Annotated in this window: 19 protein-coding genes; 1 reads left to right on the top strand and 18 read right to left on the bottom strand. The window is 60.8% G+C overall.

Translation table 11 applies throughout. The annotated features are described in order from the left end of the window. Nucleotides 1-545 precede the first annotated feature (545 nt). The 4 genes from NTD80_RS09550 to NTD80_RS09540 all read right to left on the bottom strand — a co-directional run bounded on the left by NTD80_RS09550 (nt 546) and on the right by NTD80_RS09540 (nt 3,155). A complete protein-coding gene (locus NTD80_RS09550) occupies nt 546-1,154 on the bottom strand; it encodes a hypothetical protein (RefSeq protein WP_315974935.1) in 609 nt (202 codons plus the stop codon). Beyond that, nucleotides 1,151-1,462: a hypothetical protein gene (locus NTD80_RS31240; RefSeq protein ID WP_315974934.1), complete on the bottom strand. Its 312-nt coding sequence runs from the start codon at nt 1,460-1,462 to the stop codon at nt 1,151-1,153. The genes NTD80_RS09550 and NTD80_RS31240 overlap by 4 nt, the downstream gene beginning before the upstream one ends. Before the next feature lie 105 nt (nt 1,463-1,567). Continuing rightward, nucleotides 1,568-1,975 carry a DUF4440 domain-containing protein gene (locus tag NTD80_RS09545; protein WP_262133326.1) on the bottom strand — a complete coding sequence of 136 codons (408 nt, stop codon included), beginning with the start codon at nt 1,973-1,975 and terminating at the stop codon, nt 1,568-1,570. After that, nucleotides 1,968-3,155 (bottom strand): MFS transporter, encoded by a 1,188-nt coding sequence (locus NTD80_RS09540; protein ID WP_262133324.1) that lies wholly within the window; start codon nt 3,153-3,155, stop codon nt 1,968-1,970. Before NTD80_RS09540 ends, NTD80_RS09545 begins: the two co-directional genes overlap by 8 nt. A 112-nt stretch (nt 3,156-3,267) precedes the next feature. Here NTD80_RS09540 and NTD80_RS09535 point away from each other — a divergent pair, with 112 nt between their 5' ends. Continuing rightward, the gene (locus NTD80_RS09535) at nt 3,268-4,125 is read left to right on the top strand and encodes a LysR family transcriptional regulator (protein ID WP_262133322.1); all 858 of its coding nucleotides are present in this window, start codon (nt 3,268-3,270) and stop codon (nt 4,123-4,125) included. On the opposite strand, the gene NTD80_RS09530 is transcribed toward NTD80_RS09535, so the two are convergent. From NTD80_RS09530 to NTD80_RS09465, 14 genes are all read right to left on the bottom strand, one after another. Beyond that, nucleotides 4,122-4,934: an SDR family oxidoreductase gene (locus NTD80_RS09530; RefSeq protein ID WP_065907083.1), complete on the bottom strand. Its 813-nt coding sequence runs from the start codon at nt 4,932-4,934 to the stop codon at nt 4,122-4,124. The two genes, NTD80_RS09535 and NTD80_RS09530, sit on opposite strands and share 4 nt — an antisense overlap. 14 nt (nt 4,935-4,948) lie before the next feature. Continuing rightward, the gene (locus NTD80_RS09525; RefSeq protein ID WP_262133320.1) at nt 4,949-5,413 is read right to left on the bottom strand and encodes a multidrug transporter; all 465 of its coding nucleotides are present in this window, start codon (nt 5,411-5,413) and stop codon (nt 4,949-4,951) included. Nucleotides 5,414-6,168: 755 nt separating this feature from the next. Continuing rightward, the gene (locus NTD80_RS09520) at nt 6,169-7,620 is read right to left on the bottom strand and encodes a mannose-1-phosphate guanylyltransferase/mannose-6-phosphate isomerase (RefSeq protein WP_065907077.1); all 1,452 of its coding nucleotides are present in this window, start codon (nt 7,618-7,620) and stop codon (nt 6,169-6,171) included. Between the two features lie 209 nt (nt 7,621-7,829). Beyond that, entirely contained in the window at nt 7,830-8,486 is a 657-nt protein-coding gene (locus NTD80_RS09515) for an alginate O-acetyltransferase AlgF (RefSeq protein WP_065907075.1), read from the bottom strand. Between the two features lie 16 nt (nt 8,487-8,502). Further along, the gene (locus NTD80_RS09510) at nt 8,503-9,687 is read right to left on the bottom strand and encodes an alginate O-acetyltransferase (RefSeq protein WP_106805104.1); all 1,185 of its coding nucleotides are present in this window, start codon (nt 9,685-9,687) and stop codon (nt 8,503-8,505) included. An 11-nt stretch (nt 9,688-9,698) separates the two neighbouring features. Then, nucleotides 9,699-11,231: an MBOAT family O-acyltransferase gene (locus NTD80_RS09505; RefSeq protein ID WP_201143564.1), complete on the bottom strand. Its 1,533-nt coding sequence runs from the start codon at nt 11,229-11,231 to the stop codon at nt 9,699-9,701. A 192-nt stretch (nt 11,232-11,423) separates the two neighbouring features. Next, complete coding sequence (locus NTD80_RS09500; RefSeq protein WP_083221459.1) at nt 11,424-12,533, bottom strand: mannuronate-specific alginate lyase; 1,110 nt, start codon at nt 12,531-12,533, stop codon at nt 11,424-11,426. A gap of 8 nt (nt 12,534-12,541) precedes the next feature. Next, on the bottom strand, nt 12,542-13,990 hold the full coding sequence (locus NTD80_RS09495) for an alginate O-acetyltransferase (protein ID WP_065907096.1): 1,449 nt from the start codon (nt 13,988-13,990) through the stop codon (nt 12,542-12,544). A gap of 11 nt (nt 13,991-14,001) precedes the next feature. Then, nucleotides 14,002-15,576, bottom strand: coding sequence for a mannuronan 5-epimerase AlgG (gene algG / locus NTD80_RS09490; RefSeq protein WP_262133318.1), 1,575 nt, complete (start codon nt 15,574-15,576; stop codon nt 14,002-14,004). Beyond that, nucleotides 15,576-17,063, bottom strand: a complete 1,488-nt coding sequence (locus NTD80_RS09485) for an alginate export family protein (RefSeq protein ID WP_065907050.1) — start codon at nt 17,061-17,063, stop codon at nt 15,576-15,578. The genes algG and NTD80_RS09485 overlap by 1 nt, the downstream gene beginning before the upstream one ends. Continuing rightward, complete coding sequence (gene algK, locus NTD80_RS09480) at nt 17,060-18,583, bottom strand: alginate biosynthesis TPR repeat lipoprotein AlgK (RefSeq protein WP_410017412.1); 1,524 nt, start codon at nt 18,581-18,583, stop codon at nt 17,060-17,062. The genes NTD80_RS09485 and algK overlap by 4 nt, the downstream gene beginning before the upstream one ends. An 8-nt stretch (nt 18,584-18,591) precedes the next feature. Next, entirely contained in the window at nt 18,592-19,758 is a 1,167-nt protein-coding gene (locus NTD80_RS09475) for an alginate biosynthesis protein Alg44 (RefSeq protein ID WP_213550513.1), read from the bottom strand. Between the two features lie 38 nt (nt 19,759-19,796). Continuing rightward, nucleotides 19,797-21,278 (bottom strand): mannuronan synthase, encoded by a 1,482-nt coding sequence (gene alg8 / locus NTD80_RS09470; protein ID WP_162946061.1) that lies wholly within the window; start codon nt 21,276-21,278, stop codon nt 19,797-19,799. 105 nt (nt 21,279-21,383) lie between these two features. After that, nucleotides 21,384-22,700, bottom strand: coding sequence for a nucleotide sugar dehydrogenase (locus NTD80_RS09465; protein WP_065907093.1), 1,317 nt, complete (start codon nt 22,698-22,700; stop codon nt 21,384-21,386). Nucleotides 22,701-23,553: the final 853 nt, after the last annotated feature.

The following is a 23,553-nucleotide window of genomic DNA, read 5'->3' as shown; positions in this document are numbered from 1 at the left end:
TACGGTGTGTCAGTCAACGAATATGCTGGCTGATCCACCGCTTTCGCGGGCAAGCCCGCTCCCACATTCGATTTTATTGATAGGCCGATTGGGCACTGCTTCAGGGGTGCGCGTTGGCTCTGATTTTTTGTCGACGTTTGACACGCAGCATGCTCGTGTATCGCCGGTGGTTTTTTGAGTTCAGGACCCAGATATAGAGCAGAGCCGAGAACAACGGTATTAGATTGAACAGCGTCGGCCGGTGACTGCCGAGATAGGCAGTCGCGAGCAGAAGATTCACGATGACCACGGGTATAAGAACTCGAGGTGCATGACGAGACCCTTCACACAACATGATTTGGCCTACGTAAAAAACCAAGCAGAATGTCATAGCGGTTCCGAAAGCATATTCAGTCGGTAGGTGATAGACCTTCGCGTAGTACCACAGGCTGTGAGTCATGTTGCCGGCAATACTGTTCAAGCAAAGTAGGAGCGCCCCGCCCCATGCCGGTAAAAACCGGTAGGTATATCGGCGCCACATCAGATGTTTCCTTAGAGGATCGTCGCTATATTTCATGGCGTTCGAACTCCTCATACAGTGCAACGATTATGTGGCTGACGTTTCCAGATAGCGTGCTGCCTGCCAGAGCTAAAAGGGCTCCGACCTGGTCTTTGATTTGAGTCATGGTGGCTAGGCGTATTTGGGAATTACTGAAGCGTTTGGGTAATTGCCCGGACATTTGTCTCAAGCGAATTATGTCGTTTGGACGGCGAGGGTTTCTCAGGCGCAAAACTTCAGCTGTCAACTTCGCACGCTCTTGGCGGCTCATATGCCGCAAGACATCTGTCACCTCACGTCCCGTCGAATGCTTGATTGCCAGCACCGTCTTAACCGTAGCGAACGTGGTAGCACCTGCACCTACCAATGAGATTCCGTCCAACGCAACGGTCATCGTTTGGTACCAGCCTAATGTGTCGTAGTAATCGTTTTCCGCTGGGTTGACTGATTCGTTATAGGTCCGCCATATACCGTTCAGGCACTGTACCCCGCTGGCAGTCGTTCCCGCATAAGCAACATACGACAAGGCCAGGCTGGTACCTGCACTAAACGGCGCAGCCGCGATTCCCGCCTTCGCTATTATGAAGCCAATTATCGCTCCGCCGCAGGAGCTCACGATCCCCGATGCCTCCTTCCACAGCTGCGACTCACGCGGCGAGTCCGCTGCCAGCCGCGCATAGTCATCATCGGCCCCACCTCTTCACGCAAAATCACGCGCTTGGGCCTGATACTGCACAACGGCACAAAATCACGCAGCACCGTCACCTGATAATCACTGCCGATGTGCACCACTCCGGCCCCGACGAGGGCCGGGTCGGCGTCAATGGTTCTATAGAGTTTGGGCAGGTCCAGCAGACTGGTCAGTCGCTGGCGAGTCGTGGTGTGCGCATCCGGCACACCGCTTCGCAGGAAATCGCTTGGCATCCTTTCACCTGTGAGTAGACAGAGGTGAAAGAGCCTGTGGATAGTTTCCTTTTAATGATGTCAGGCCGTTCGCTGTTTTTTGTAGGATCCGCCCGATCAGTTAGTTCATTGCGCTAGCGCTACATAGGTTTCATGCAAATGGCGCCACAACAGCGCGCCACTCGCCTGTTTCTCGAACACCACGGTGGCACGGCGGTCGGTCTGCGTGCCGCTGGCGTCGATCTGATGCTCGCGATACGTCACGGTGGCGCCGCGTGCGTGGCGGTCGATGCCGGTCATTTCACTCAAGGTGATTTTCAACCCCGGGCGCATGCCGCCCAGGCGGGTGAACAGCGCGTTGACCCCGGCTGCATTGACCCGTGTGCCCGTGGCGGGGGCGATCATGCTGAACTCGGGGGAGAAGCGCGCGAGCAAACTCTGCAGGGTGCCTTCGGGTGCGACGCCGGCAAACCATTGCTCGATCTCGACGTGGGTCTGGATCACTTCCTCAAAAAAATCGCTGTAATCAATCATGACGGGGCTCGCTGGCAGGGTGAAGCAGTGTCCGTACTGTGGAGGCATCCAGGCGCAGCACTGCAAAGAGAGGCAACAGGGTTAATGCGGCTGCCATCGTGAAGGTTATGACGAAGGAATCCAAGGCCGACAACAGTGCACTGAGGGCCGCCGCACCGAGGCAGAAGCTTATTTGCCGATTGATATTCCACAACGCGCTGGCATGGCCCATGCGCTCGGCGGGGATATCCAGGAATGCCAGGGTCTGTGCGGTGCTGCTGCACAGGCTGCCGCCCAGGCCCATCAAGGCGTAGGCGAGCACGATCAGGCCTGGCTCGTTGAGCAGCAGGATGCCGGCGCATTGCAGCACCATGCCCACCAGCAGCAAGGGTTTGGGGCCGCAGCGATTGAACAGTTTTTTGCTCAGCCAAATGGCCAGCGCCGAGGCGAGTGCCCACGGCAACATCAGGGCGCCGGTGTGTGTGGCGTCGAAACCCAGGCCACGCAGGTAGAGAATGGCGATCAGGCTGGTGCCGATAAAAACGCCGGGAATGCACAGGTAGACCAGCATCGCGGTGCGCAGCATCGGGCTGGCGATCTGCCTGAAAATGCCGCCCACCTCCAAGGTAGGACGCACGCTGGCGGGCACGTCGGGTGTTATCCACAGCCACGCCAGCAGCAGGGTGATCAACGCCAGCGGCAGGTTGGCGTAGAAGATCCAGCGCCAGGACACGTTGTCGACGATCAGCCCGCCCAACGCCGGGGACAGGGCGGGCACCAGCAGGGCCACCGACATCACGCGGGCGGTCAGTTGGCTGCGCTCTGCCGCGCGGTAGTGACGGTACGCCATGGCCTGGCCCACAGGAATCAGCAAGCCGCCACCGAGCCCTTGCAGGGCTCGCCAGCCAATCAGCGCTTCAATCGAGTCCGCCTGGCCCACCAGCACCGAGGCACCGGCAAATATCAGCAGGCTCACCACGATCAGGCCGCGCTCGCCCATGAGCGCCGCGAGCCACACACTCAAGGGAATGATCAGGGTCAGCCCGAGTAGGTAGGCGTTGCTGACCCAGGCGAGTTGCGTCACTGACGCCTGCAGCTCGCGGCCGATATCCGGGTAGGCGACGGTGGCGACAAACATGTTCACCAGGTCGAGGGCGAAACCCAGTAGAAAGATCCAGGCGATTTTCGAGCGGTAGGTCATTGAGCGCGATCCGGCGAGTGAAGCGCGCAGGGTAGGCCGCACGCAACGTTTGGGATACGCCGGTTTGGCTGCTAGTTTGTCAAAAATATTTTGACAAATGAGAGGGCAATTGATGGTCAGCCTGGACCGATTCGACACGTTCAAGGCCGTGGTCGAGGCCGGCTCGCTCACCGCAGCGGCCGACCTGCTGGGCCAGACCCGCGCCGTAGTGAGCTTCAATCTCAAGCGCCTGGAAGCGGAACTGGGGGTCACCCTGCTGACGCGCAGCACCCGCCAACTGGCGCTGACCGATGCCGGCGAGCGTTTTTACCTGCGCTGCACACGCGTGCTCGAAGAGGCGCAGTTGGCCGTGGAAGAGGCGCGCTCCGAACAGGCGCAGCTCAAGGGCACCCTGCGCATCACCACCACCGTGGAATATGCGCTGGCCGTGGTCGCCCCTGCGGTGGAGCGTTTTCGTCGCCTGCACCCGGACCTCAATCTGCACTTATCCACATCCTCCACCCACGCGGATCTGATCTCCGAGCGCTTTGATGTGGCGATTCGGTTGGGACGTCTACTCGATTCCAATCATCGTGCGGTGCAGTTGTCCACGTTCGACGTGTTCGCGGTGGCGGCGCCCGAGTTTGCCGGCGTGCAAACCCTGGATCAGTTGGCACTTGCGCCCAAACTGGGCCACGGCCGCTTGACGGAACTGAGCGTGACCGACCCCGCCGGCGGCGAGCATCCATACCGTACCGGGCCCGCATCCCTGGTGGCCGACAGCGCGGCCGTGCTGCTGGCCTTTGCCGTGCGTGGCCTTGGCGTGGCAGTACTGCCGCAATGGCTGGTGCAGGATGACCTTGAGTCGGGACGCCTGGTGCGGCTATTGGCGGACCATCACTTCGCCCCACAAGGTGTGTTTGCGCTGTACCCGGATACCCGTCACCTGCCGCTGAGAGTGCGGGCGTTTATTGATTTCATGAAGGGTTAAAGCGTACCGCTCAAGCCAAAGCGCTTTTTCAAGACCTTCTCGAGCAGCCCCTTGGGCAACAACGCCGCCATCAACGGCAGCGCTCGACTGCCATTGCCCGCGCGCAGCAAGCGTGGCGGTGTTGCTTGTTGCACCGCGTTCAGCACCTGGCTGGCGAAGTGGCTGGCGGGTGTTGGCTTGTCCTGGGAGGCCTGGCTGCGAGCACGAATGCCCTCGCGCAACGGCCACCACGGCGATTGCTCATTGATCAACAGCTCGGCCTGGGCCCCGGCGTTCTTCGCAAAGCGGGTATCGATGGCGCCGGGCTGCACTTCCATTACGCGGATACCAAACGGCGCCAGCTCCATGCGCAGTGCATCGCTCAAGGCATGCACTGCCGCCTTGGAGGCGCAGTAGGCACCGGCAAACGGTGTGACCAGTACGCCGGAAACGCTGCCGATATTCACCACCAGCCCTTTGCGCTTGCGCAGGGCGGGGAACAGCGCCTGGGTCACGCCGACGATGGAAAATACATTGGTCTCGAACTGGCGCTGCATCGCTTCAGTGCCGCCATCGAGTAATGGCCCCATGGCGCCGTAGCCGGCGTTGTTGATCAGCACATCCAGTTCGCCCAGATGCGTGGCCAGGGTTTGCAGGGCGCCCGCGTCGTTCACGTCCAGCAGCACGGCATGGAAGCCGGCGTCGTTGAGGGCAATCACGTCGTCTTCGCGGCGGGCGCTGGTCAATACGTCGAAGCCCGCCGCCTTGAAGGCCTCGGCCAGGGCGCGGCCGATGCCGCTGGAGCAGCCGGTGATGAGTACGTTGGGCATGGATCAGTCCTTTGTCAGTCCGAGAAACTGCCTTGCAGGTGCTCGGCACGAAATTCCAGGGTTTGCGCGCGGTAGCCAGGGCGCAGCGGCGGGGTGGGCAGGCAGTCTTCCCAGGTGGCGCCCGCCTGCAATTCGCCGGGGCCGCGATAGCGAGGGGCAGCATAGACGTTGTCGGCCAGGTTGACCGAGTCGCCCGGCGCATAGGCCGCGACGCGCCAGCGCAGTTCGGTGAGAGGCACGTCGTTGCCGTTGTTCAGGGTCAGTTTCAATGGGCGGTCCGCCGGGCATTCCTGCGGGGCATAGCTGATGCGCAGTTCCAGGCGTGCCAGTTGCGAGGCTTCGCGGTTATCCAGCCAGACGACCCAAATGGCAACGAAACCAAGGCCGACGGCGGCAGCCAACGATACCGGCAAGGCTTTGGCCGGGTAGCGCAGCAGCAGGATCAACCAGGTGATGATCAAAAGGACGCCGAAGAACATGATGACAGTCTCGTATGCGGATAAACCATCCTACCTGCGCGATGGCCTTGATGCCTATGGCGAGCCTCTGTTTTCAGTCATGAGGGAACCGCATAAAGCCTTTTCTCCACAAAGCCCAGCATAGGGACATGCAGATTGCCCAGGAGGGTATCAACCCCAGTCTGATCAAGTGAGACGAACTATGATTCCTTCAGCCCTTCTTGTTCCCGCTGCCACATCTGTACTGTCGTCAGTGGCTTCCTCTCTTCTCACTGCTCAACCTGAGCCAGCGCCGAATAGCGCGGCACCGTCGAATCAAGCAAACGTAGGGCGTCACACTCATGCGCAACCCCGTATGCAAAGTCAACAGTTGACCAGCCTGGGACAAACGCTTCTGCAAGGGGCTGCGACGCTTTTCCCCACAGCGTTATATAACGGTGGCACCAGCGATAAGGCGAAGGGCGCTGGACTCGTGATGGGTGGGGCTGCCGCAGAAGGTATTGGCAAAAGGCTCACCACCAGTGACGGTATGGTGGGCAAAGCCATTGGCGTAGGCTTGGTATGGGGCGGCAGGACGGCTCAGGAGTTAGGCAAGGGTCAATACAACAGCGCGAGCAGCAACACTAACAACACTGGCAACTACGCCTACTCCCCGTCGAGTTGGGGGAGCAAGTCGGCGACGTAACAGGCTGGCGATGCAATCAAAAAAGCCCCCACCCAACCCACTGCGGATAGGGGACGCAATGGGCTGGGCGAGGGCTTCTTGTACGACTGTTTTACTGCGCGATAGTTTTCACCGATACGCCACGTTCAACCGGGGTCGAGCGACCGTAGATATCTTCGAACCGCTCGATATCGTCTTCGCCCAGGTAGCTGCCCGATTGCACTTCGATGATTTCCAACGGGATCTTGCCCGGGTTGCGCAGGCGGTGCACCGAGGCGATCGGGATGTAGGTGGACTGGTTTTCGCAGAGCAGGAACACGTTCTCGTCACAGGTGACTTCGGCGGTGCCGCTGACCACGATCCAGTGTTCGGCGCGGTGGTGGTGCATCTGCAGCGACAGGCACGCGCCCGGCTTGACCGAGATGTGCTTGACCTGGAAGCGCCCGCCCATGTCCACCGAATCGTAGGAGCCCCACGGGCGATAGACTTCGCAGTGGTTCTGGGTTTCGCTGCGGCCCTGGTCGTTGAGGGTCGAGACCATCTGCTTGACGCCCTGGACCTTGTCCTTGTGGGCAATCATCATCGCGTCCTTGGTTTCCACCACCACGATATTGTCCAGGCCGATCACCGATACCAGCTTGCCGTTGCCGTGGATCATGCAGTTGCGGCTATCCTGGATCACCACGTCGCCCTTGCTGACGTTGCCGTTGACGTCTTTATCGTTGACCGCCCACAGCGAGGCCCAGCAACCGACGTCGCTCCAACCGGCGCTCAGCGGTACCACGCAGGCGCGCTGGGTTTTTTCCATCACGGCGTAGTCGATGGAATTGTCCGGGCAGCAGGCGAAGGTAGCTTCGTCGAAGGTCACGGTGTCAGCGGTCTGCTCACTGCGTTCCAGGGTCAGCAGGCAAGTGTCGTAGATGTCCGGATCGTGCTTTTTCAGCTCTTCGAGGAAGCGGCTGGCGCGGAACAGGAACATGCCGCTGTTCCAGAAATAACCGCCGCTCTTGACGAACTCGACGGCGCGTTTTTCATTGGGTTTTTCCACGAACTGCTCGACGCGGCTCACGCCTTCGGGCAGCAGTGAATCGTTGGTCGACTTGATGTAGCCGTAGCCGGTTTCCGGACGGGTTGCTGGCACGCCGAACAGCACCATCTCGCCACGCTCGGCCGCCACGGTGGCCAGGGCCAGGGCGCGTTGCAGGGCTTTCTGGTCGTCGATCACGTGGTCGGCCGGCAGCACCAGCATCAATTCGTCGCGACCTTCATTCACCAGCATCATCGCGGTGAGGGCCACGGCCGGTGCCGTGTTGCGACCGAATGGCTCCATCAGGATGCGCTGGCATTCGAGCTTGCGCGTGCTCAGTTGCTCGTTGACGATGAAACGGTGGTCCTTGTTGCAGACCACGATCGGGCTGTCCATGCCTTCGAACACCAGGCGTTCCAGGGTTTGCTGGAACAGCGTGTGCTCGCCGGTCAGGGCCAGGAATTGTTTCGGGAACTGTTTACGGGAAAGCGGCCAAAGACGTGAGCCGCTACCACCGGAAAGGATTACTGGGATCATGCTGTTTCTCCTTGAATCGATTTGGGTCAGAGCTACGAAGGTTTGTCGTTTCACTCTTGTTTTTGTCTCGGTCCGACTGGGCTCCTCGGCCCCTGTGAGAGCCGGGCTTGCCCGCGATGCAGACGACTCGGTGTGTCAGTGACACCGAGGTGATGCCATCGCAGGCAAGCCAGCTCCCACAGGGGAACGGGGCCCGGTCGAAAATCTGATCAGCGGGTCGACACTGGGCGTTTCACCCAGACTGGCGACAGGCTCGAACCGGAACCGGTGACGTACAGCACCGCTGCCTCACCACGTTCCAGGGCCACTGGCTTCACGTCGCCAACTTTCTTGTCGCCGTCATACAGCGCCAGGCTCACCTTCACCGGGTTGATTTCGCGCTCGCCACGGCCTTTGGCGGCCACCGACTTGACCACGTCGGTCTTGCCGTCGGCGGTCTTCAGGGTCAGGGCCTTGTCGCTGAGGTTCTGCACGCGCACCAGGGATTTCTGCTTGTTCTTGAACGGCGGTTCCTCGATCAACTGCGGTTGGCCGCTGCTGTTGTTGACCAGGGTGTAGTAGTGGTCCGGGGCGAGCTTGACCGGCACGGTCTGGCTGCCGACCTTGGCGCTGTAGTCACCGCCGGGCATGAAGCTGAAGTCACTGCTGGCCAAGGGCGCAACGTCGCTCAGGTTGGTCGCGCCGACGGTGGCGCTGACTTCCTGGTTGCTGGCGTTGTAGACCCGCACGAAGCTCGAGCCTTTTGGCGCGGTTGGGCCGTACAGGGCGGCGTCGCCACCGGCGAAGGCAGACATCGATACAACGCTCATGCCGGCAACCAGGGCCAGGGTCTTGGCGAGACGACGCGGAGTAGTAGTGAAAGTCATGTGAGTTACCTCTCTTTCAGTTTTGCGCCCGGTCGGGCGTCTCGGATTTTGAGTGTTTAACTGGGGTGTTCAGTGCCATGTTCTGTTGGCGCGAACCGGCTTGTTTAAGCTGCGCAACCCACTGCGGGTCGGCATCACCGATTTCGTTGTTGACGGGCAGATATCGTTCAGGGAACTCCCAGATCAGCACCTGCGGCGGGCTGTTCTTGAAGTCGTCGCTCTTGAGGTAGCTGAGCATCGGCAGGATCGGGCCGTGACCATCTTCGGAGTAGTTGATGACGTCGCTGCCCAGGGCTTGCTTGAGCGCGCCGACGAAGTTCCAGTTGGGGTTGGCGCTGTAGCTGGTGCCGACCAGTGCAACCGGGGTTTCGCTGTCGGTGAACAGCGCGTCGTCGCCTTTGGTTTCAGCCAGGTGGGTGACGCGTTTTTCCAGCGGCTCTTTAGGCGGCATCAGGTTTTCAAACAGCGGGTCCAGCGGCAGGAACAGACGCAGGTCGCCTTTGTGCGGCTCGGTCTTCTCGGCTTCGGTGACAAAACGCTGCGGTTCGCCGTTCAGGGGCGCCTTGTCGGCAATCACCTTGGCCAGTTGCTTGGCAGCGATTTCGGCACCGTCCGGGGTCCAGTGGGTGTCGGTGCGCAGGAACACCTGCTTGCCGCCCAGCTTGGCCTGTTGCAGCGGGCCGAGCAGGTCGGGGGCGATGATCTTGTCGGCGGCGACACGGGCGTGGAAGTCCTGGTACAGGTTGGCGTGGATGCTCGCAGGCTTCACCTCACCCAGGTGTTCCGGGTACAGGCGCACTTTGGCCGGCACGATCGCCATCACCAGTTGAATGCCTTGGGCCTTGAGTTTCTGGCGCACGCCTTCGACCAGCGCGTAATTGCCCTCGAGGTTCTGGTCTTCATTGACGGCTGGATTGAACTCCTCATCGCTGTACAACCAGTGATCGCGGCCCAGCACGACGCCAGGGCGGCCTTCATTGAACAGCTTGTAGTCCAGCGCGGCCCAGAGGTTGGTGCCCAGGCGCTTGATCGGGAACTGGTCGTCGTAATGGGTCTCGACGGCCTTGGTCCAGCGACCGTTGAGCACGGTCGCATCGGCATTGGTGCTGAAGCCGAAGAAGCTGCGCATCGACCAGGCGCCCAGGGCGAGCAACACCACCAGGAACAGGCCGATATAGAGGACGCGGAATGAACGGGTCATGGTCGGCTCCCTCAGAATTGGAAGTAAAGGAACGGCGAGAAACTCTGCGCCGACAGTTTGAGAATCGACGCCACGAACAGCAGCAACACTGCCGCGCGCATTGCGTAGCGTGGCCAGTCAGCGGTCCAGTAGGCCGGTTGTACGGCGGCGTCCTGGCCGACGGTGAAGCCTGGCTCGTGGATGCTGCCCGGGTTGTCGCCCGGCACGGCCTTGATCAGGCTCGGATCGGCCGGCTTGGCTTTTTCTGCGGGGCGGTTGGTGTAGAAATCGCGCAGGCCGAAGAACGCCAGGGTCACGTACGCCACCACCAGGGTTGCCACTTGCAGGCCGGTGAGGTTGGCGCGGTTGAGTTCCGACAGCGACCATTCGCCAAAGCTGAACATCGCGCCGTACATACGGCCGGCGACGTGCAGGTTTTCGGCGCGGAAGATCACCCAGCCCATCACCACCAGCAGGAAGGTGAAGGCCCAGCGCACCGGGTTGAAGCTGCGCGGCGAGGTGTTGAGGCCGATGGCTTTTTCGATCGCCAGCCACATGCCGTGCCAGGCGCCCCACACGATGTAGGTAATGTTCGCGCCGTGCCACAGGCCACCGAGCAGCATGGTCAGGAACAGGTTGCGGTAGGTGGTCAGCGTGCCTTTGCGGTTGCCGCCCAGGGTGATGTACAGGTAGTCACGCAGCCAGGTGGAGAGGCTGATGTGCCAGCGGCGCCAGAACTCGGTGATCGACTGGCTGATGTACGGTTGCTTGAAGTTTTCCATGAAGCGGAAACCCATCATCAAGCCCAGGCCGATGGCCATGTCGCTGTAGCCGGAGAAGTCGAAGTACAGCTGCGCGGTATAGGCCAGTGCGCCGAGCCACGCGTCGCCGGTGGTGGGGTTTTGCAGGGCGAAGCAATGGTCGGCGACCACCGCCAGGGTGTCGGCGATGAAGACCTTCTTGATGAACCCCTGCATGAACCGCGTGCAGCCCTCGGAGAACTTGTCGAGGGTGTGGGTGCGGTTGTTGAACTGGTCGGCCAGGTCGCGAAAACGCAACACGGGGCCGGCAATCAAGTGCGGGAAGATCGCCACGAACGCCGCAAAGTCGATGAGGTTGCGGGTCGCTGGGGTATCACCGCGGTATACGTCGATGATGTAGCTGATGGACTCGAAGATGTAGAACGAGATACCGATCGGCAACAGCACGTGGGTGAGGATGAAGGGCTCAAGGCCTGCAGACTTCATCATCAGGTTGATGCTGTCGACGCCGAAGTTGGCGTACTTGAAGTAGCCGAGGATGCACAGGTCGACCGCCACGCCCAGCAGCAGCCAGCGTTGGGCCGGCTTGGTGCGCACGCCGGCAGCACCGACCTTGAGGCCGATCCAGTAATTCCACAGCGTGACGGCGGCGAACAGCGCCAGGAAGTCCACTCGCCACCAGGCGTAGAACACGTAGCTGGCAATCAGCAGCAGCAGGTTGCGATAGCGTTGCCCGCTCAAGTAGTACAAGCCGAGAAAGATCGGCAAGAACAGAAACAGGAACACATTGGACGAGAAAACCATCCCGATCTCTCCATGTTTAACCAACAGTCAAGGGCCAGAGCCCCCCCCAAACCCCCCGCGATTTCGCGGGAGGCTGTGATCGTTCCCACGCTCTGCGTGGGAATGCCTCACTGGACGCTCAGCGTCCGCTTTTGGGACGCGGAGCGTCCCTGGCTGCATTCCCACGCGGAGCGTGGGAACGATCATCAGCCGCTAGCTGCCTTTGTTGCCTTTTTCATGCGTCGGGTCGTAGACCTTGGTCAGGTCGCCGCCGAGGCGGAAGGTCTTGAACGGCTGCATGCCATGCTTGCGTTCGAGCACATCCGGGGCGCAGGTGTAGAGGGTGCAGAAGGGCTCAAGCCAGGCAAATTTCATGTCCTCCTTGAGGTCCTTCATGTCCTGTTCCTTGCCGTTCTTCTGTTCGAAGATTTCCGGGTCTTTCACGCCGGCCAGCACCTTGTCGCCCAGGCGTTTCAGCGCGCCGTTGTTTTCCTGGCGCAGATCGACACCGTTGACCAGGGCAAAACTGGCGATCATCGACAGCGGCGGCAGCGCGTAGTTGTGGTACGAGAGGGCACGTTGCTGACGCTTCAACTCGTTGGGCAGGAAGCCCTGGTCGTCGACCTGATTGGCGCCGACCTTGTATTCCTTCACCGCCCAATCAAACAGGTCGCGACGGTTCACGGCGACGGAAGTCGCCATCACCGACCAGGCGGCCCAGTAGGAGTGGTTGTTGGTTTTTTCCAGCGGCAGGTTGTCCCAGTCGCTCACCACCTGGTCGGCCAGTTTGTTGAACCAGGCTTCGATCAGTTGCGATTCCTGCTGGTGGTTGGCCAGCGGGTGCGAGTCGGAGAACTTCAGGCGCACATAGGCCGAAGCCATGCTGCCCAGCGCCCATTTGCGCATCGACTTGCCGGTGTGGTTGAAATCCTTGGACATCAACGCGTCGGCCTTGGCCCAGCTGGTCAGCCAGTTGAGTGTGCATTCCAGCTGCTCCGGACGCCCGTCGCGCATGAATTGCATCACGCGCTTGCTGGTGTCTTTTTCCAGCTTGGTGATGTCGGCCGTGCTGTCGCGAAAGGCTTTTTCGGATTGCACATTCAGTGTCGAACGGGCCTTGTCCGAACCTTCGTACTTGCTGCGAAATTGCAGCGAGCCGGTGTACGGCGCCGGCATGGCGTCGCAGTCATTCTTGAAATCGCCGGTCTTGAACGCTTCCACCGGAGCGAAATAGCCCTGGGGCGGACGCAGTGGCGCGGCGGCGTTGACTGAGCCGGCGAACATTGCCAGGCCCAGCAGCGTTGGAATCAATAACTTCTGCATAAGTAACCTCATTGCCCAGTTGAGGCGGTCTGCTGACCACCGGCTGGGAATACGTTGCGTGTGCAAATTTTCGCTTCGACTTTCTGCGCGGCAGCGCCCGCTTCGGGGCCCTGCACTTCCACGGCCAGCAAGTTCTGCGAGGCCCAGTCTTCATCGGTGCGCAGTTCAAAGGCGAAACGCCCGTCTGTATCGGATGTTTCGGGTTTCTCGATCTTGATGTCCTCGTGGCGCCCGTTCATGTACCAGAGGGTGGCTTGCAGGGTTTTCACCGACGGGTCGGCGAAGCGGATATCAACCTGATGGTTGGCGTTGCGCAGGTCTTTGTTCGAACTGTTAACCAGCAATTCGTTCTTGCCGGGCTTCAGGGTGGTGCTCGCGGTCATCTGTGCGGTCTTGCCTTCGCAGCCGTTGTCGAGCAGCGACATCATCTGGCGGTAGATGGTCTCCTGGTCGAGGCGGTACAGCGGCGAGAATTCCCAGATGAGGATTTTCGGCGGCGTCTTCTGGAATTCATCGCTGCCCAGGTACTGGATCATCGAACCTTCCAGGCCACCGCCGGGGAAGGCGACGTTGAGGATGTCAGCGCCGATTTCCTGTTCGAGGAAGCCGGCGAAGTTGTAGTTCTTGCCGCTGTGGCTGGTGCCCACCAGGGTGATCTGCGGGTTGCCGGAGTCGCTGAACAGGTCGCCGTCACCGGCTTCGCCCTTGGGTTCGGTGGTGAACTGGTCCATGTACTGGATCGCGTAGCTGGTGCCACACAGTTGCCCGGCCATGTTGTGCAGGGTGCCGGTCTTGCCCATGCGCCCGGAGCGCTTGGTCTCGAACTCACGCTTGGGAATATCCGCGAACTCAGGCATCGCACGGACTTTGGCGCCGACGATTTTCGCTGTGCGCTGGGCGCCGTAAGGGGTCCAGTGCTGGTCGCCACGGAAGTAGAAATCGTGCGCCGGCAATTCATCCGGCAGTTGCTCGTTGGTCAACGGCGACAGGTCCGGCACCACATAGCCCATCTTGGCGAAGCGGCCGAGCATGGTCTTGTAGTTGCTTAGGGCCTTGTCGAAATCGAACTTGGCTTTCTCTTCGGGGTTGAGCTTGTTGCGGTTCACCAGGCCACGGGTCGGCTGGTAGACCACCACCAGTTCCACGCCCTTGGCCTTGAACGCATCGTGCAGTTGCTGCATGCGCTTGTAGCCGGCGGGGCTGGTGTCGAATTCGGTGCGCAGGTCTTCCTGGGTGCGGAACAGCCAGTCGCCCTGGGCCTGTACCAGGGTGGTGAAGTTCTGCTGGTAGCGCGTGGTGTAGTTCTTCGCGTCGTGGGCGGCCGGGCACAGGCTGCAGCACGGCTCGGCGGTGAAGGTCGGCGCCTTGATTTCGTCGGCGCGTACGCCCTGGCTGGCCGCGAGCAGGCCGAGGGTCAGACCCGAGAGGCTCAGCAGTTTGATCATGTGTGGGTGCATAAGGGTCATCCTCAGTCCTGCAATTCGGTCTGGCGTTCGACAGGGTCGATCAGCACGGCTTTCTGCTGGCGCACCAGCAGGTCGAGAATCTCTTCCTGGCGATCGCCCAGCACGCCGGAGAAGCTGATGCCGCTGGATTTGGTCGGCGCCAGCATCGACACGCGGTACAACTCGACACTCAGCGGCGAGTCGATCGACAGCGGTCCGCTGCCGTTACCGGCCAGCTCACCGCCGACCACGATCAGCGAGACCTTGGCGTCGAACGGGTCGAGGGCGATGTCGCGGTCGGTGTCGGTCAAGTCCTTGATGTGGCCGTAGAGGCCGGTCAGGCCGTTGGCCATCGAGGTGTTTTCGTACAGCCGGATGTTCACGCTGTTACGCACGCGGATGCCGTGGCGACGGTTGCTGATCACCTTGTTGCCCCACAACAGGTTGTCGCCGCTCTCATAGAGGGTGATGCCGTCGGTGTGGTTGCGGTAGATCTCGTTGTCGGCGATCAGGTTGTTGACGCTGTTACGGTCGATCACCAGGCCCGAGAGCTTGTTGTCGTAGCTGCGGTTGTTGAAGATGAAGCTGTCGTTCACTTCACGGGAAATGATGATGCCGTGCTTCTTCTTGGTGCCGTACACGGTGTTGTCCGCGATGATCAGGCCGTGGGAACGGTCGTGCGGGTCAATGCCGTAGACGATGTTGTCTTTGTAGGTGTTGCCCTTAATCACGAAGCCCGTGGTCTCGTAGCAGTAGAAGCCGTACCACATGTCCGAGAACTCGGAATCGATGATCCAGCCGGTCGGCTCGGGACGCTTGAGCACCTTGGCCATGTTCGGCGTGTACTGGGAAATACTCACCCCGTACGACTTACTGTTGGCGTAGCCGAAACTGGCCATCTTGGTGTTGGCGACGTAGGTCTCGGTGCCGCCCCAGGCCAGCAGGAACGGGCGGAATTCCTTGGGCGACTGGAACAGCGCAGGGCCGTTGGCCTTTTCTTTCCAGCCGGTGATCCTGGTGTCGCGCACAAACAGCTGGCCGTCGTTGATCAGGAACGAACCGGCTTCCTGGGACAGGCGCAGCTCTTTGGTCTGCTTGTCGATTTCGAGGATGCCCTTGCGCCCGACCACGATCGGCAGCTTGGCCAGGAACACACCCGGCGAGGTTTCGCTGAGGTACTGCTTGGGCACTTTGCCGAGCAGGTCCTTGAGGTTCATGTAGCCGTCGTCGACAAAGATCGCCTGGGGAATGCCGTGCTGGCGCACCACCCATTCGGCCATCTTGTTGTCGCCGCCGATAAAGTCCTTGAGGGCGTCTTCCTGCATCATCCGGCGGATGCTGATCTTGCCCGGCTTGGTCCTGACGATTTTCTTTTCCATCGCTGCGGCGGTGTAGCCCGACAGGTCCGGCAGGGCAGGCTTGGCCATTTCCAGCGGCGCGGTCGGCGGGCTGGAAATGGTGTAGGTCTTGGCCTGTTGCAGTTCTTTGGCGATGGTCGGCGCCTTGACCTGCTGCGCGGTATCGGCGAAGGCTGTGGCACTGGCCATCAGCATCGCGGCAACCAGCAAGCGTTGAGGTTTCATTGCGCAGGCTCCCATCAGAACTTCCAGATCACGTCGACAAAGGCGCGATGCATGTACGAGTCAACCTGGCTGCCGTAGGCGTCGCCCGGCTTGAACACGCCCGCACGAAAGCGCACCAGGGCCGACGGTTCGTCGATCGACTGGCTGAGCGCGGCCGGCAGCAGGCCTTTCTTGAAGTACTTGGTGACGACCAGGTCCATCTCCTGGCCCAGGTCCTTCTTGCCGTCTTCAAGCGGCAGGGACGTGCTGGACAGGATCGCGCCGGTGACGTCATCGGTGTTGTTCTGCACGGCATCGATGCCGTTGCTGCCGACCGGCTTGTTGCCGTCGACGCGCCAGAACTTGTGGTACACCAGGCTGGCGTCGTAGTCCTCGCGCAGCTGCCAGGAACCGAACAGGCTCATGGACTGCATGTTGTTCATCTCGCCGCGAAACGCTTCGCCGAAGCGGTGCACGCGGGACTGGGTGCCGGTCCAGTTCGAACGGTTGCTCTGCAGGCCGTTCTGCTCGTATTCGGCGCTGGCGCGGGAGTAGGCCGCACCCACTTGCCACTGCGGGTCCAGACGCAGGCGGATACCCAGGTCGGTGGCCCAGCCATTCACGTCGTCGCTGCGCTTGGCGTTGGTGGGGCGGGTGCCGTCGGCGTTCAAGGCGTTGACCGTGTCGCGGTCGCCCTGCATGCCGGTAATGCTCGCCCAGTAGTTGACGGTGTTGGTGTTGCGCCAGTTGTAGGCATCGCTGTTGGCTTCGATGCCGAGCCAGGTCAGGTCGCCGTTCTCGCGCTTGTCCAGCGAGTCGGTGGCCACGCCCGGTTCCGGGTAGTCGAGCTTGCCGTCGTCATGGGTGTGGTGGGCGCGCAGGCCGATCCACTGGCCGGGCGTCCACTGGTAGGCGGCGTCGGCGTAGAGGTGCTGGCGATCCTTGTCCTTGGGCGACAGCTCCTTGAGGTCGGTGCGGTATTCGCTGAAACGTTCAGCGACGCCGACGTTGGCCTTGAGCAAGGTAGTGTCGAAGGTCCAGTTCAGCGCTTCGATGTTGGTGTCGCGCCATTGGCCGTCGTCATTGCGCAGGCGCTGGCGACCGAACTTGAGGATCTCGCCAGGGTAGGGCGTGAAACCGCTGTAGCCGACCCAGAACTCGCGCATGGCCAGGTAGTTTTTCTTGGCCTTGCGGTCGTTGTTGGTGGTTTGCTGGTTTTCGTCATCCGCCGACTGTTGCAGGGTGTCGGTCTCGATAATGTCGCTGGACACCACGGCCTGGCCCATCGCGTAGGCGCTCCACGCGCCGCTTTCACCGTAGATCCACGGGCGCAGGTCGAGGCCGATGCCGTTGACGTCGCCGCCTTTCTGGGTACCGAGGTCGCGGTCATCTTCGGACTGGGCGGTGGCTTTGACTTCCAGGCCGAAGTTCTTGGCTTCGGTCAGCGCGGCCAGGGTCGGGCACGACCACAGCAGGGCGAAGGTCAGGCCGATGCCGGCCTTGACGAATGGGTTGAGCTTCATAGGGATTCCTCGCCGTCTTCTTCTTGCAGGGCGTGCAGTTGCAGCGTGCTCTGGGCCAGGGTGCCGCGCGCGGCCAGCTCCTGTTGCACCAGGCGTTGGCCTTCGGCGCGTTGCTCAGGCGTGAGCGGGGCTTCGAGCTGCGTGGCCAGGTCAGTGGCCTCTGGCGTGTCCTGGGCTTTAGCCAACTGGCTGAAGACATAGGCGTTCAATGGGTCGGGCTTGGTGCCCTTGCCTTGGGAAAACAATTGGGCGATGGCGAAGTCGGCGCTGTTCTGGCCGTTGCGCGCAGCGGTCAGCAAGTGGTCGAGGGCTTTTTGCGGGTAGACCTTGCCCAGGTAGCCACGGCGATAGATCTGGCCGAGGTAGTAATCGGCGGCCACTTCCTTGCCCACGGCTTTTTCGAAGTGGGCTTCAGCGGCCTTGGCGTCGGCCGGCACCCATTTGCCTTCGTAGTAGAGCTTGCCCAGCAACAGCTCGGCGCGCGGCTGGTCGGCGGCGCGGCCGTTGTCCAGGTATTTCATCATCTGGTCGACGTCGCCCAGTTCAGGGAAGTCGTAGAGCAACTGCGCCAGGCTGACCCAGGAAGCCGGGTAGCCAGGGGCGATTTTTTCCAGCAGGGCCTGGGCGGTCTTTTCGTCGGTCTTGCCCAGCGAGGCATCGCCCAATACGCGGGCCACGCTGTCGACGCGTTGTGCGGTGACGGTGCCACGGCTGTAGCCGGCTTCCATCTGCTTGAGCAATTGGGCCTGTTTTTCCGGCTCGGCTTTCTTCTGGTAGACGGTGGCCAGTTCGACGTAGCAGATGTCGGTGGTGTTCAGCGCGGCCTTGCAGATGCGCTCGACGTCATCCAGGTGCTGGTCATAGGTGTCCTGGGTGCGATACAGCAGCACTTGGGCCAGGCCGGCTTCCGGGTAACCGGCGGCCTGCCACTTGCTGATCTGCTGCTGCGCATTCACGTTGGGGAAGCTGTGCGGGTATTGCAGGTACAGCATCGCCAGTGGAATCAGGGTGTTGCCTTCGCCATTGGCAAAGGCTTTTTTCAGCAGGCCTTCGGCTTCGTGCTGCTCGGCTTCGGTGACACCTGGCTTGGCAACCAGCAGGCGACCCAGGCGCGCCTGGGCACGTGGCGACGTATCGGCAGCCGCGCGATAAGTGGCTTCGGCCTGACGGATCTGCTCGGGGTCCCGGGTGGTCACCTGGATATCGGCCAGGCCCACCTGGGCCTCGCTGTAGCCCAGGTCCGCGAGCTGCTGGTAGTTCTGCTGGGCAGTGACGGTGTCGCCACGTTTCAGCGCTTCGTTGGCCAGGCGCTGGTCGGGCAGGCCGGCGCAACCGGCCAAAGAAACTGCCAGTGCCAGCGCGCAGTAGGCCGAGGCGAAGTGCGATCTGCTCTGTGTGGGAGCTGGCTTGCCTGCGATAGCATCGGCACGGTTTGTCAGGGACACAGAGTCGTCTGTATCGCGGGCAAGCCCGGCTCCCACATGGGGCAGTGTTGTTTTGGAAGTAGGGTTCACAGGCATGTCCTCGCTTACAGGCCCGAAGCCATGGCTTTGTCAATCAGCCAGTTCAGCGATGGGCCACGATCGCTGGTCACTTCCACCGGGCGGCCGGCGTAGGTGCTGTCCAGCGGCGCATCAGGCTTGATCTGCACGCGGATGTCGGAAGACAGGTCGGCGCTGTTCAGGCTGGTGCTGCTGACGATGGTGCCGGTGCGGACCTGTTCTTCGTCGGCGACCTGGAAGCTCACTGGAGTGCCGGGGCGCACGTCGGCGAACTGGCGGTAGGTGAAGCGCGCTTCGACATTGGCCAGGCTGCCGCGTGGCACCAGTTGGAAGATCACGTCGCCTTTGCTGGCGTACTGACCGTCGGCGACCAGTTGCTGGGCCACCACACAATCGCATGGGGAGGTCAGGGTGCCGGTCATTTGCTTGCCGAACAGCTCTTCGACTTTGGCCGGTTGCAGTTGGTCTTCGTCCAGGTGGCCCTTGAGCACGTCGAGCATGCTGGTGCTGAAGGTCGCCAGTGGCGCGCCTTTGGCAGCGACCGCATCACCCTTGAGCAGGCTTTGCACGGTGCCGTCGCGCGGCATGGTCACGTTCATGCCCGGTACGCTGACGATGCCCGCCTGGGCGTGGCTGACGAAGTACATGCCGTACACCGATTTGAAGACAAAACCGAACGCGGCGAGGCCGACCAGGAAGATCGCCAGGCTGAAGGTCACGGCACGCAGGCGGCCGAAGGCGCTCATGTTGCTGCCGCCGTCCTTGACCTTGCGCGCCTTGGTGAAGTTGTCGCGCTGCAGGGTCGCCAGCACGTCGCCCATGGTCACGATGTCACCGGACAGGTGCGAGGTGATCAGGTGGCGCAGGGTCGAGATGTCCTGGGCGTCGAGGTTCTGGAACTGGCAACCGGTGCGACCCGTCTGGCGGTCGTAGGAGCGAATTTGCAGCTCTACATCCATGGCCAGGCCAAGGTTGTCGATGACGAACTGCAGGCGGCCCTTGTGCACTTCACCCACGGTCAACGGCTGGGTGGCGGTGAACGCCAGGCCGCCGGCGGAGAGGTCGATCACCCGTGCTTCGGTCTGGGTGCGGTCGGTGTTGAAGAAGCGCAGCTTGGCCGGGATTTTGACCCGGGCATGTTGGCGCTGGGCTTCGGACTCGTGGACAACGTTGGCGTTTACTTGGCTGTTCATGGCGGTGTAATTCCTTGGTTAATTCAGGCTTGGCAGGGTCAGACCATCATCAGCAACACGGCGACGAAAATGCTGCCGGCGGAGAAGGTCATGGTCCGAGACGACCAGGTGTTGAACCAACGTTGAAAGCTGGCCAAATCGCGGGTCAGTTTGGTGTCCTGGCGGGTCCAGGACTGTTGATCAAGGCGGAAGAACACGTAGATCTTCACCAGCGCGCCCATGATCTGGTTGTAATAGAGAATCACAGGGTAGGCCGGGCCGATCTTGTGGCCGGAGCACGACAGCAGCAGGGTCAGGATCAGGCGGGTGATGCCGATCCACAGCAGGTAGGCGAGGATGAACGCGCCGCCGTACTTGAAGGTGGCGATGATTGCCACGGTCAGGCCGAGCAGGGAGGTCCACATCGACACGCGCTGGTCGAACAACACGATGCTGGTGAACAGGCCCAACCGGCGCACACCCAGGCCCAGGGCACGGGAGTTCTGGCGCAGGTTGTTGCCGTACCAGCGGAACATCAGCTTGCGGCTGGCCTTGATAAAACTCTTTTCCGGCGGATGTTCCACGGTGTTGATCGCGGCGTCCGGCACGTAGAAGGTGTCGTAGCCAAGGCGCATCAGGCTGAACCAGCTGGACTTGTCATCGCCGGTCAGGAACTTGAAGCGGCCCAGGCGCCAGTGTTGCAGCGAGTCGCTTTCCACGTCGGCGATAAAGCCCGGGTCGGTGACCACGCTGGCACGGAACACCGACATGCGCCCGGTCATGGTCAGCACGCGCTTGGACAGGGCCATCGAGCACATGTTGATGTGGCGCTGGGCGAAGCGCAGCTTGTGCCATTCGCTCATGATGTAGCCGCCGCGTACTTCGCAGAACTCGTTGGTGGTCAGCCCGCCGACATTGCCGAACAGCTGGAACCACGGGACGGTCTTGCGGACCACGCCTTCGGCGAGCACGGTGTCGCCATCGATCACGGCGACCACGGCGCGGTCATCCGGCAGGTGGCGGGAGATGGCGCGAAAACCGAAGGCCAGGCCGTCACGCTTGCCGGTACCGGCGATGCGCACGAAGTCGAGCTTCACGTGGTCTGGCGGGTTCATGCGTTCCCACAGGCTCTTGACCAGCAGCTCATCGGACATTTCCACCAGCGAGCAGACCACGGTGGTCGGAAAGCCACATTCGATGGCCTCGCGAATCACCGAGCTGTAGACCTGCGCGGTGGTCAGCGCATCGATCCGGAAGCTGGTAACCATCAGGAACACATGGGACGGGTCGGCGGCCTTGCCCAACTTGCGCACTTTGCGGCGCAGGTGCGGGTAGACCACGTACAAAAACAGCATGCCGCGAAAGAAATGCGTAGCACCCATCGAGTAGCGCCAGATACCGACGGCGCCAATCAGGAAAATAAAATTCTTCGACTCGGAGTCGAACGTACTCGCCGGCAAAAGCAGGGCGAGTCCCATCAGCAGGCTCAGAAAGAACAGCCAGCCGGCGGATTGGAGCAGTACGTGTTTTAACTTGGACATAAGCGTCATCCGAAGGTGGTGAAAGCGGCTGGTTGCAAGCCGCAAGCTGCAAGGGCGGTGCTTTTACTTGCAGCTTGCGGCTCGAAACCTGCCGCTGCTCTTCCGTTACCAGCAAATGCCTTCGGTGCGGCCGCTGACGCTGGTGGCTGCGGACATGAAGCCCACCAGGTCGACCACTTGCTTGCCGTGCGGGGCGTTATGCGCCAGGGCACGGAACTTCTCATCGCGGTTGCCCAGGATGATCACGTCGGAGTTGTTGATCACGTCGTCGAAGTCCGAGTTGAGCAGGGACGACACGTGCGGGATCTTGCCTTCGATGTAGTCTTTGTTCGCACCGTGGACACGGGCGTACTCGACGTTGCTGTCGTAGATGCTCAGGTCGAAACCTTTGCCGATCAGCATCTCGGCCAGCTCGACCAGCGGGCTTTCGCGCAGGTCATCGGTGCCGGCCTTGAAGCTCAGGCCCAGCAGCGCGACTTTGCGTTTGTCGTGGCCGGCGACGATGTCGAAGGCGTTCTGCACCTGGGACTCGTTGCTGCGCATCAGCGAGTTGAGCAGCGGTGCTTCCACGTCCAGGGAACCTGCGCGGTAGGTCAGGGCACGCACGTCCTTGGGCAGGCACGAGCCGCCGAACGCGAAGCCTGGGCGCATGTAGTACTGGGACAGGTTGAGGGTTTTGTCCTGGCAGACCACTTCCATCACTTCGCGACCGTCGACGCCGACCGCCTTGGCGATGTTGCCGATCTCGTTGGCGAAGGTGACCTTGGTGGCGTGCCAGACGTTGCAGGTGTACTTGATCATCTCGGCAACGGCGATGTCCTTGCGGATGATCGGGGCGTCGAGTTCTTCGTACAGCGACTGCAGGACATCACCGGAGGCTTTGTCAAACTCACCGATAACGGTCATCGGCGGCAGGTCGTAGTCGGCGATGGCGGTGGATTCACGCAGGAATTCCGGGTTGACCGCGACGCCGAAGTCGACGCCGGCTTTCTTGCCGGAGCAGTCTTCGAGGATCGGGATCACCACATTGGCGACAGTGCCTGGCAACACGGTGCTGCGCACTACGATGGTGTGGCGGGTGGTCTTGTCACGCAGGACAAAACCGATCTCGCGGCATACCGATTCGATGTAGTTGAGTTCCAGGTCGCCGTTCTTCTTGCTCGGCGTGCCGACGCAAATCATCGACAGGTCGGTATCGCGGATTGCTTCGGCGAAGTTGGTCGTGCCACGCAGTCGACCGTTTGCGATGCCTTGGCTCAACAGTTCGCCCAGACCCGGCTCAACGATGGGCGATTTGCCTGCGTTGATCAGGTCGATCTTTTCCTTGGAGATGTCTACGCCGACCACTTCGTGGCCACGTGCAGACAGGCAACCGGCACAGACTGCGCCAACGTAACCTAGACCAAATATGCTGATGCGCATCGCATTTACCTCTTTGTCATTGAAGACGGTGTTAATCATGCCAATAGATGGCCGGAGTTCATGTTTGCAAACGTCACTGTTCACACGGAAGTTGGGCGAATAGACGCCGACTTACCGCGTACAGGCAGGTTAAATAGTGAGTGACTAACTATTGCACTCAAGGTGTGCGCAACTTGGCCTTGTTATTGGGGCTTGCCCTAAAATGCAGCCAGGCTTCCGGGTGGAAGGGCCTGACGCCGGCGCCGTAGAGCCTTGATAGAGGCGGTTAGCCCTTTACTATCAATGGCTTGAGCGTTGGTACCGACACATTTGGGTAAGCGCTGCCTTGGCCTATAGGGGTTAGCAATTCATCCTTATCGCCGCCCTCAACTCATATCAGTTGATGATGTGACCCGTGAGTCAAAGTTGATGGGGCAACTTCGCTACTTCCGTGGATCGTTATGTAAGTCATCTCTTACAGAAACAGAGAATTTCGTTACCGGTGGTATGAGCGGCGCTTTAAGGTGAAGTTCCGGGCCGCTCATCCTGTTTCCCGAAATTTCTTGAAATATTAGAAAAGATGGCACTGGTAGTACAGTGATAGCACTTGCTATTTGGGCCAGTAGTTGTAGGGAGTTGGCGCGCGGAGATAGTTTTGTGCCACCACGGTTTGAAAAAAGTGGTGCCACTACGAAAAAAAATTGGAAATGTCGAGTGAAAGAATTGTTAGAGATGCGTCAAGATATTTTTTGACGCCAAAATAATGACGAAATGCTTGGAGGAATGTGATCAAAAATGTGGGAGCTGGCTTGCCTGCGATAGCGTCGGGTCAGTCGGCAAACCTGCAACTGATACATCGCTATCGCAGGCAAGC

The sequence above is a fragment of the Pseudomonas sp. 13B_2.1_Bac1 genome, from assembly GCF_025466155.1.
Classification (GTDB): Bacteria; Pseudomonadota; Gammaproteobacteria; order Pseudomonadales; family Pseudomonadaceae; genus Aquipseudomonas; species Aquipseudomonas aylmerensis.
Note: the sequence above shows the minus strand (reverse complement) of the source record. Positions and strands in the feature narration are given on the sequence as shown.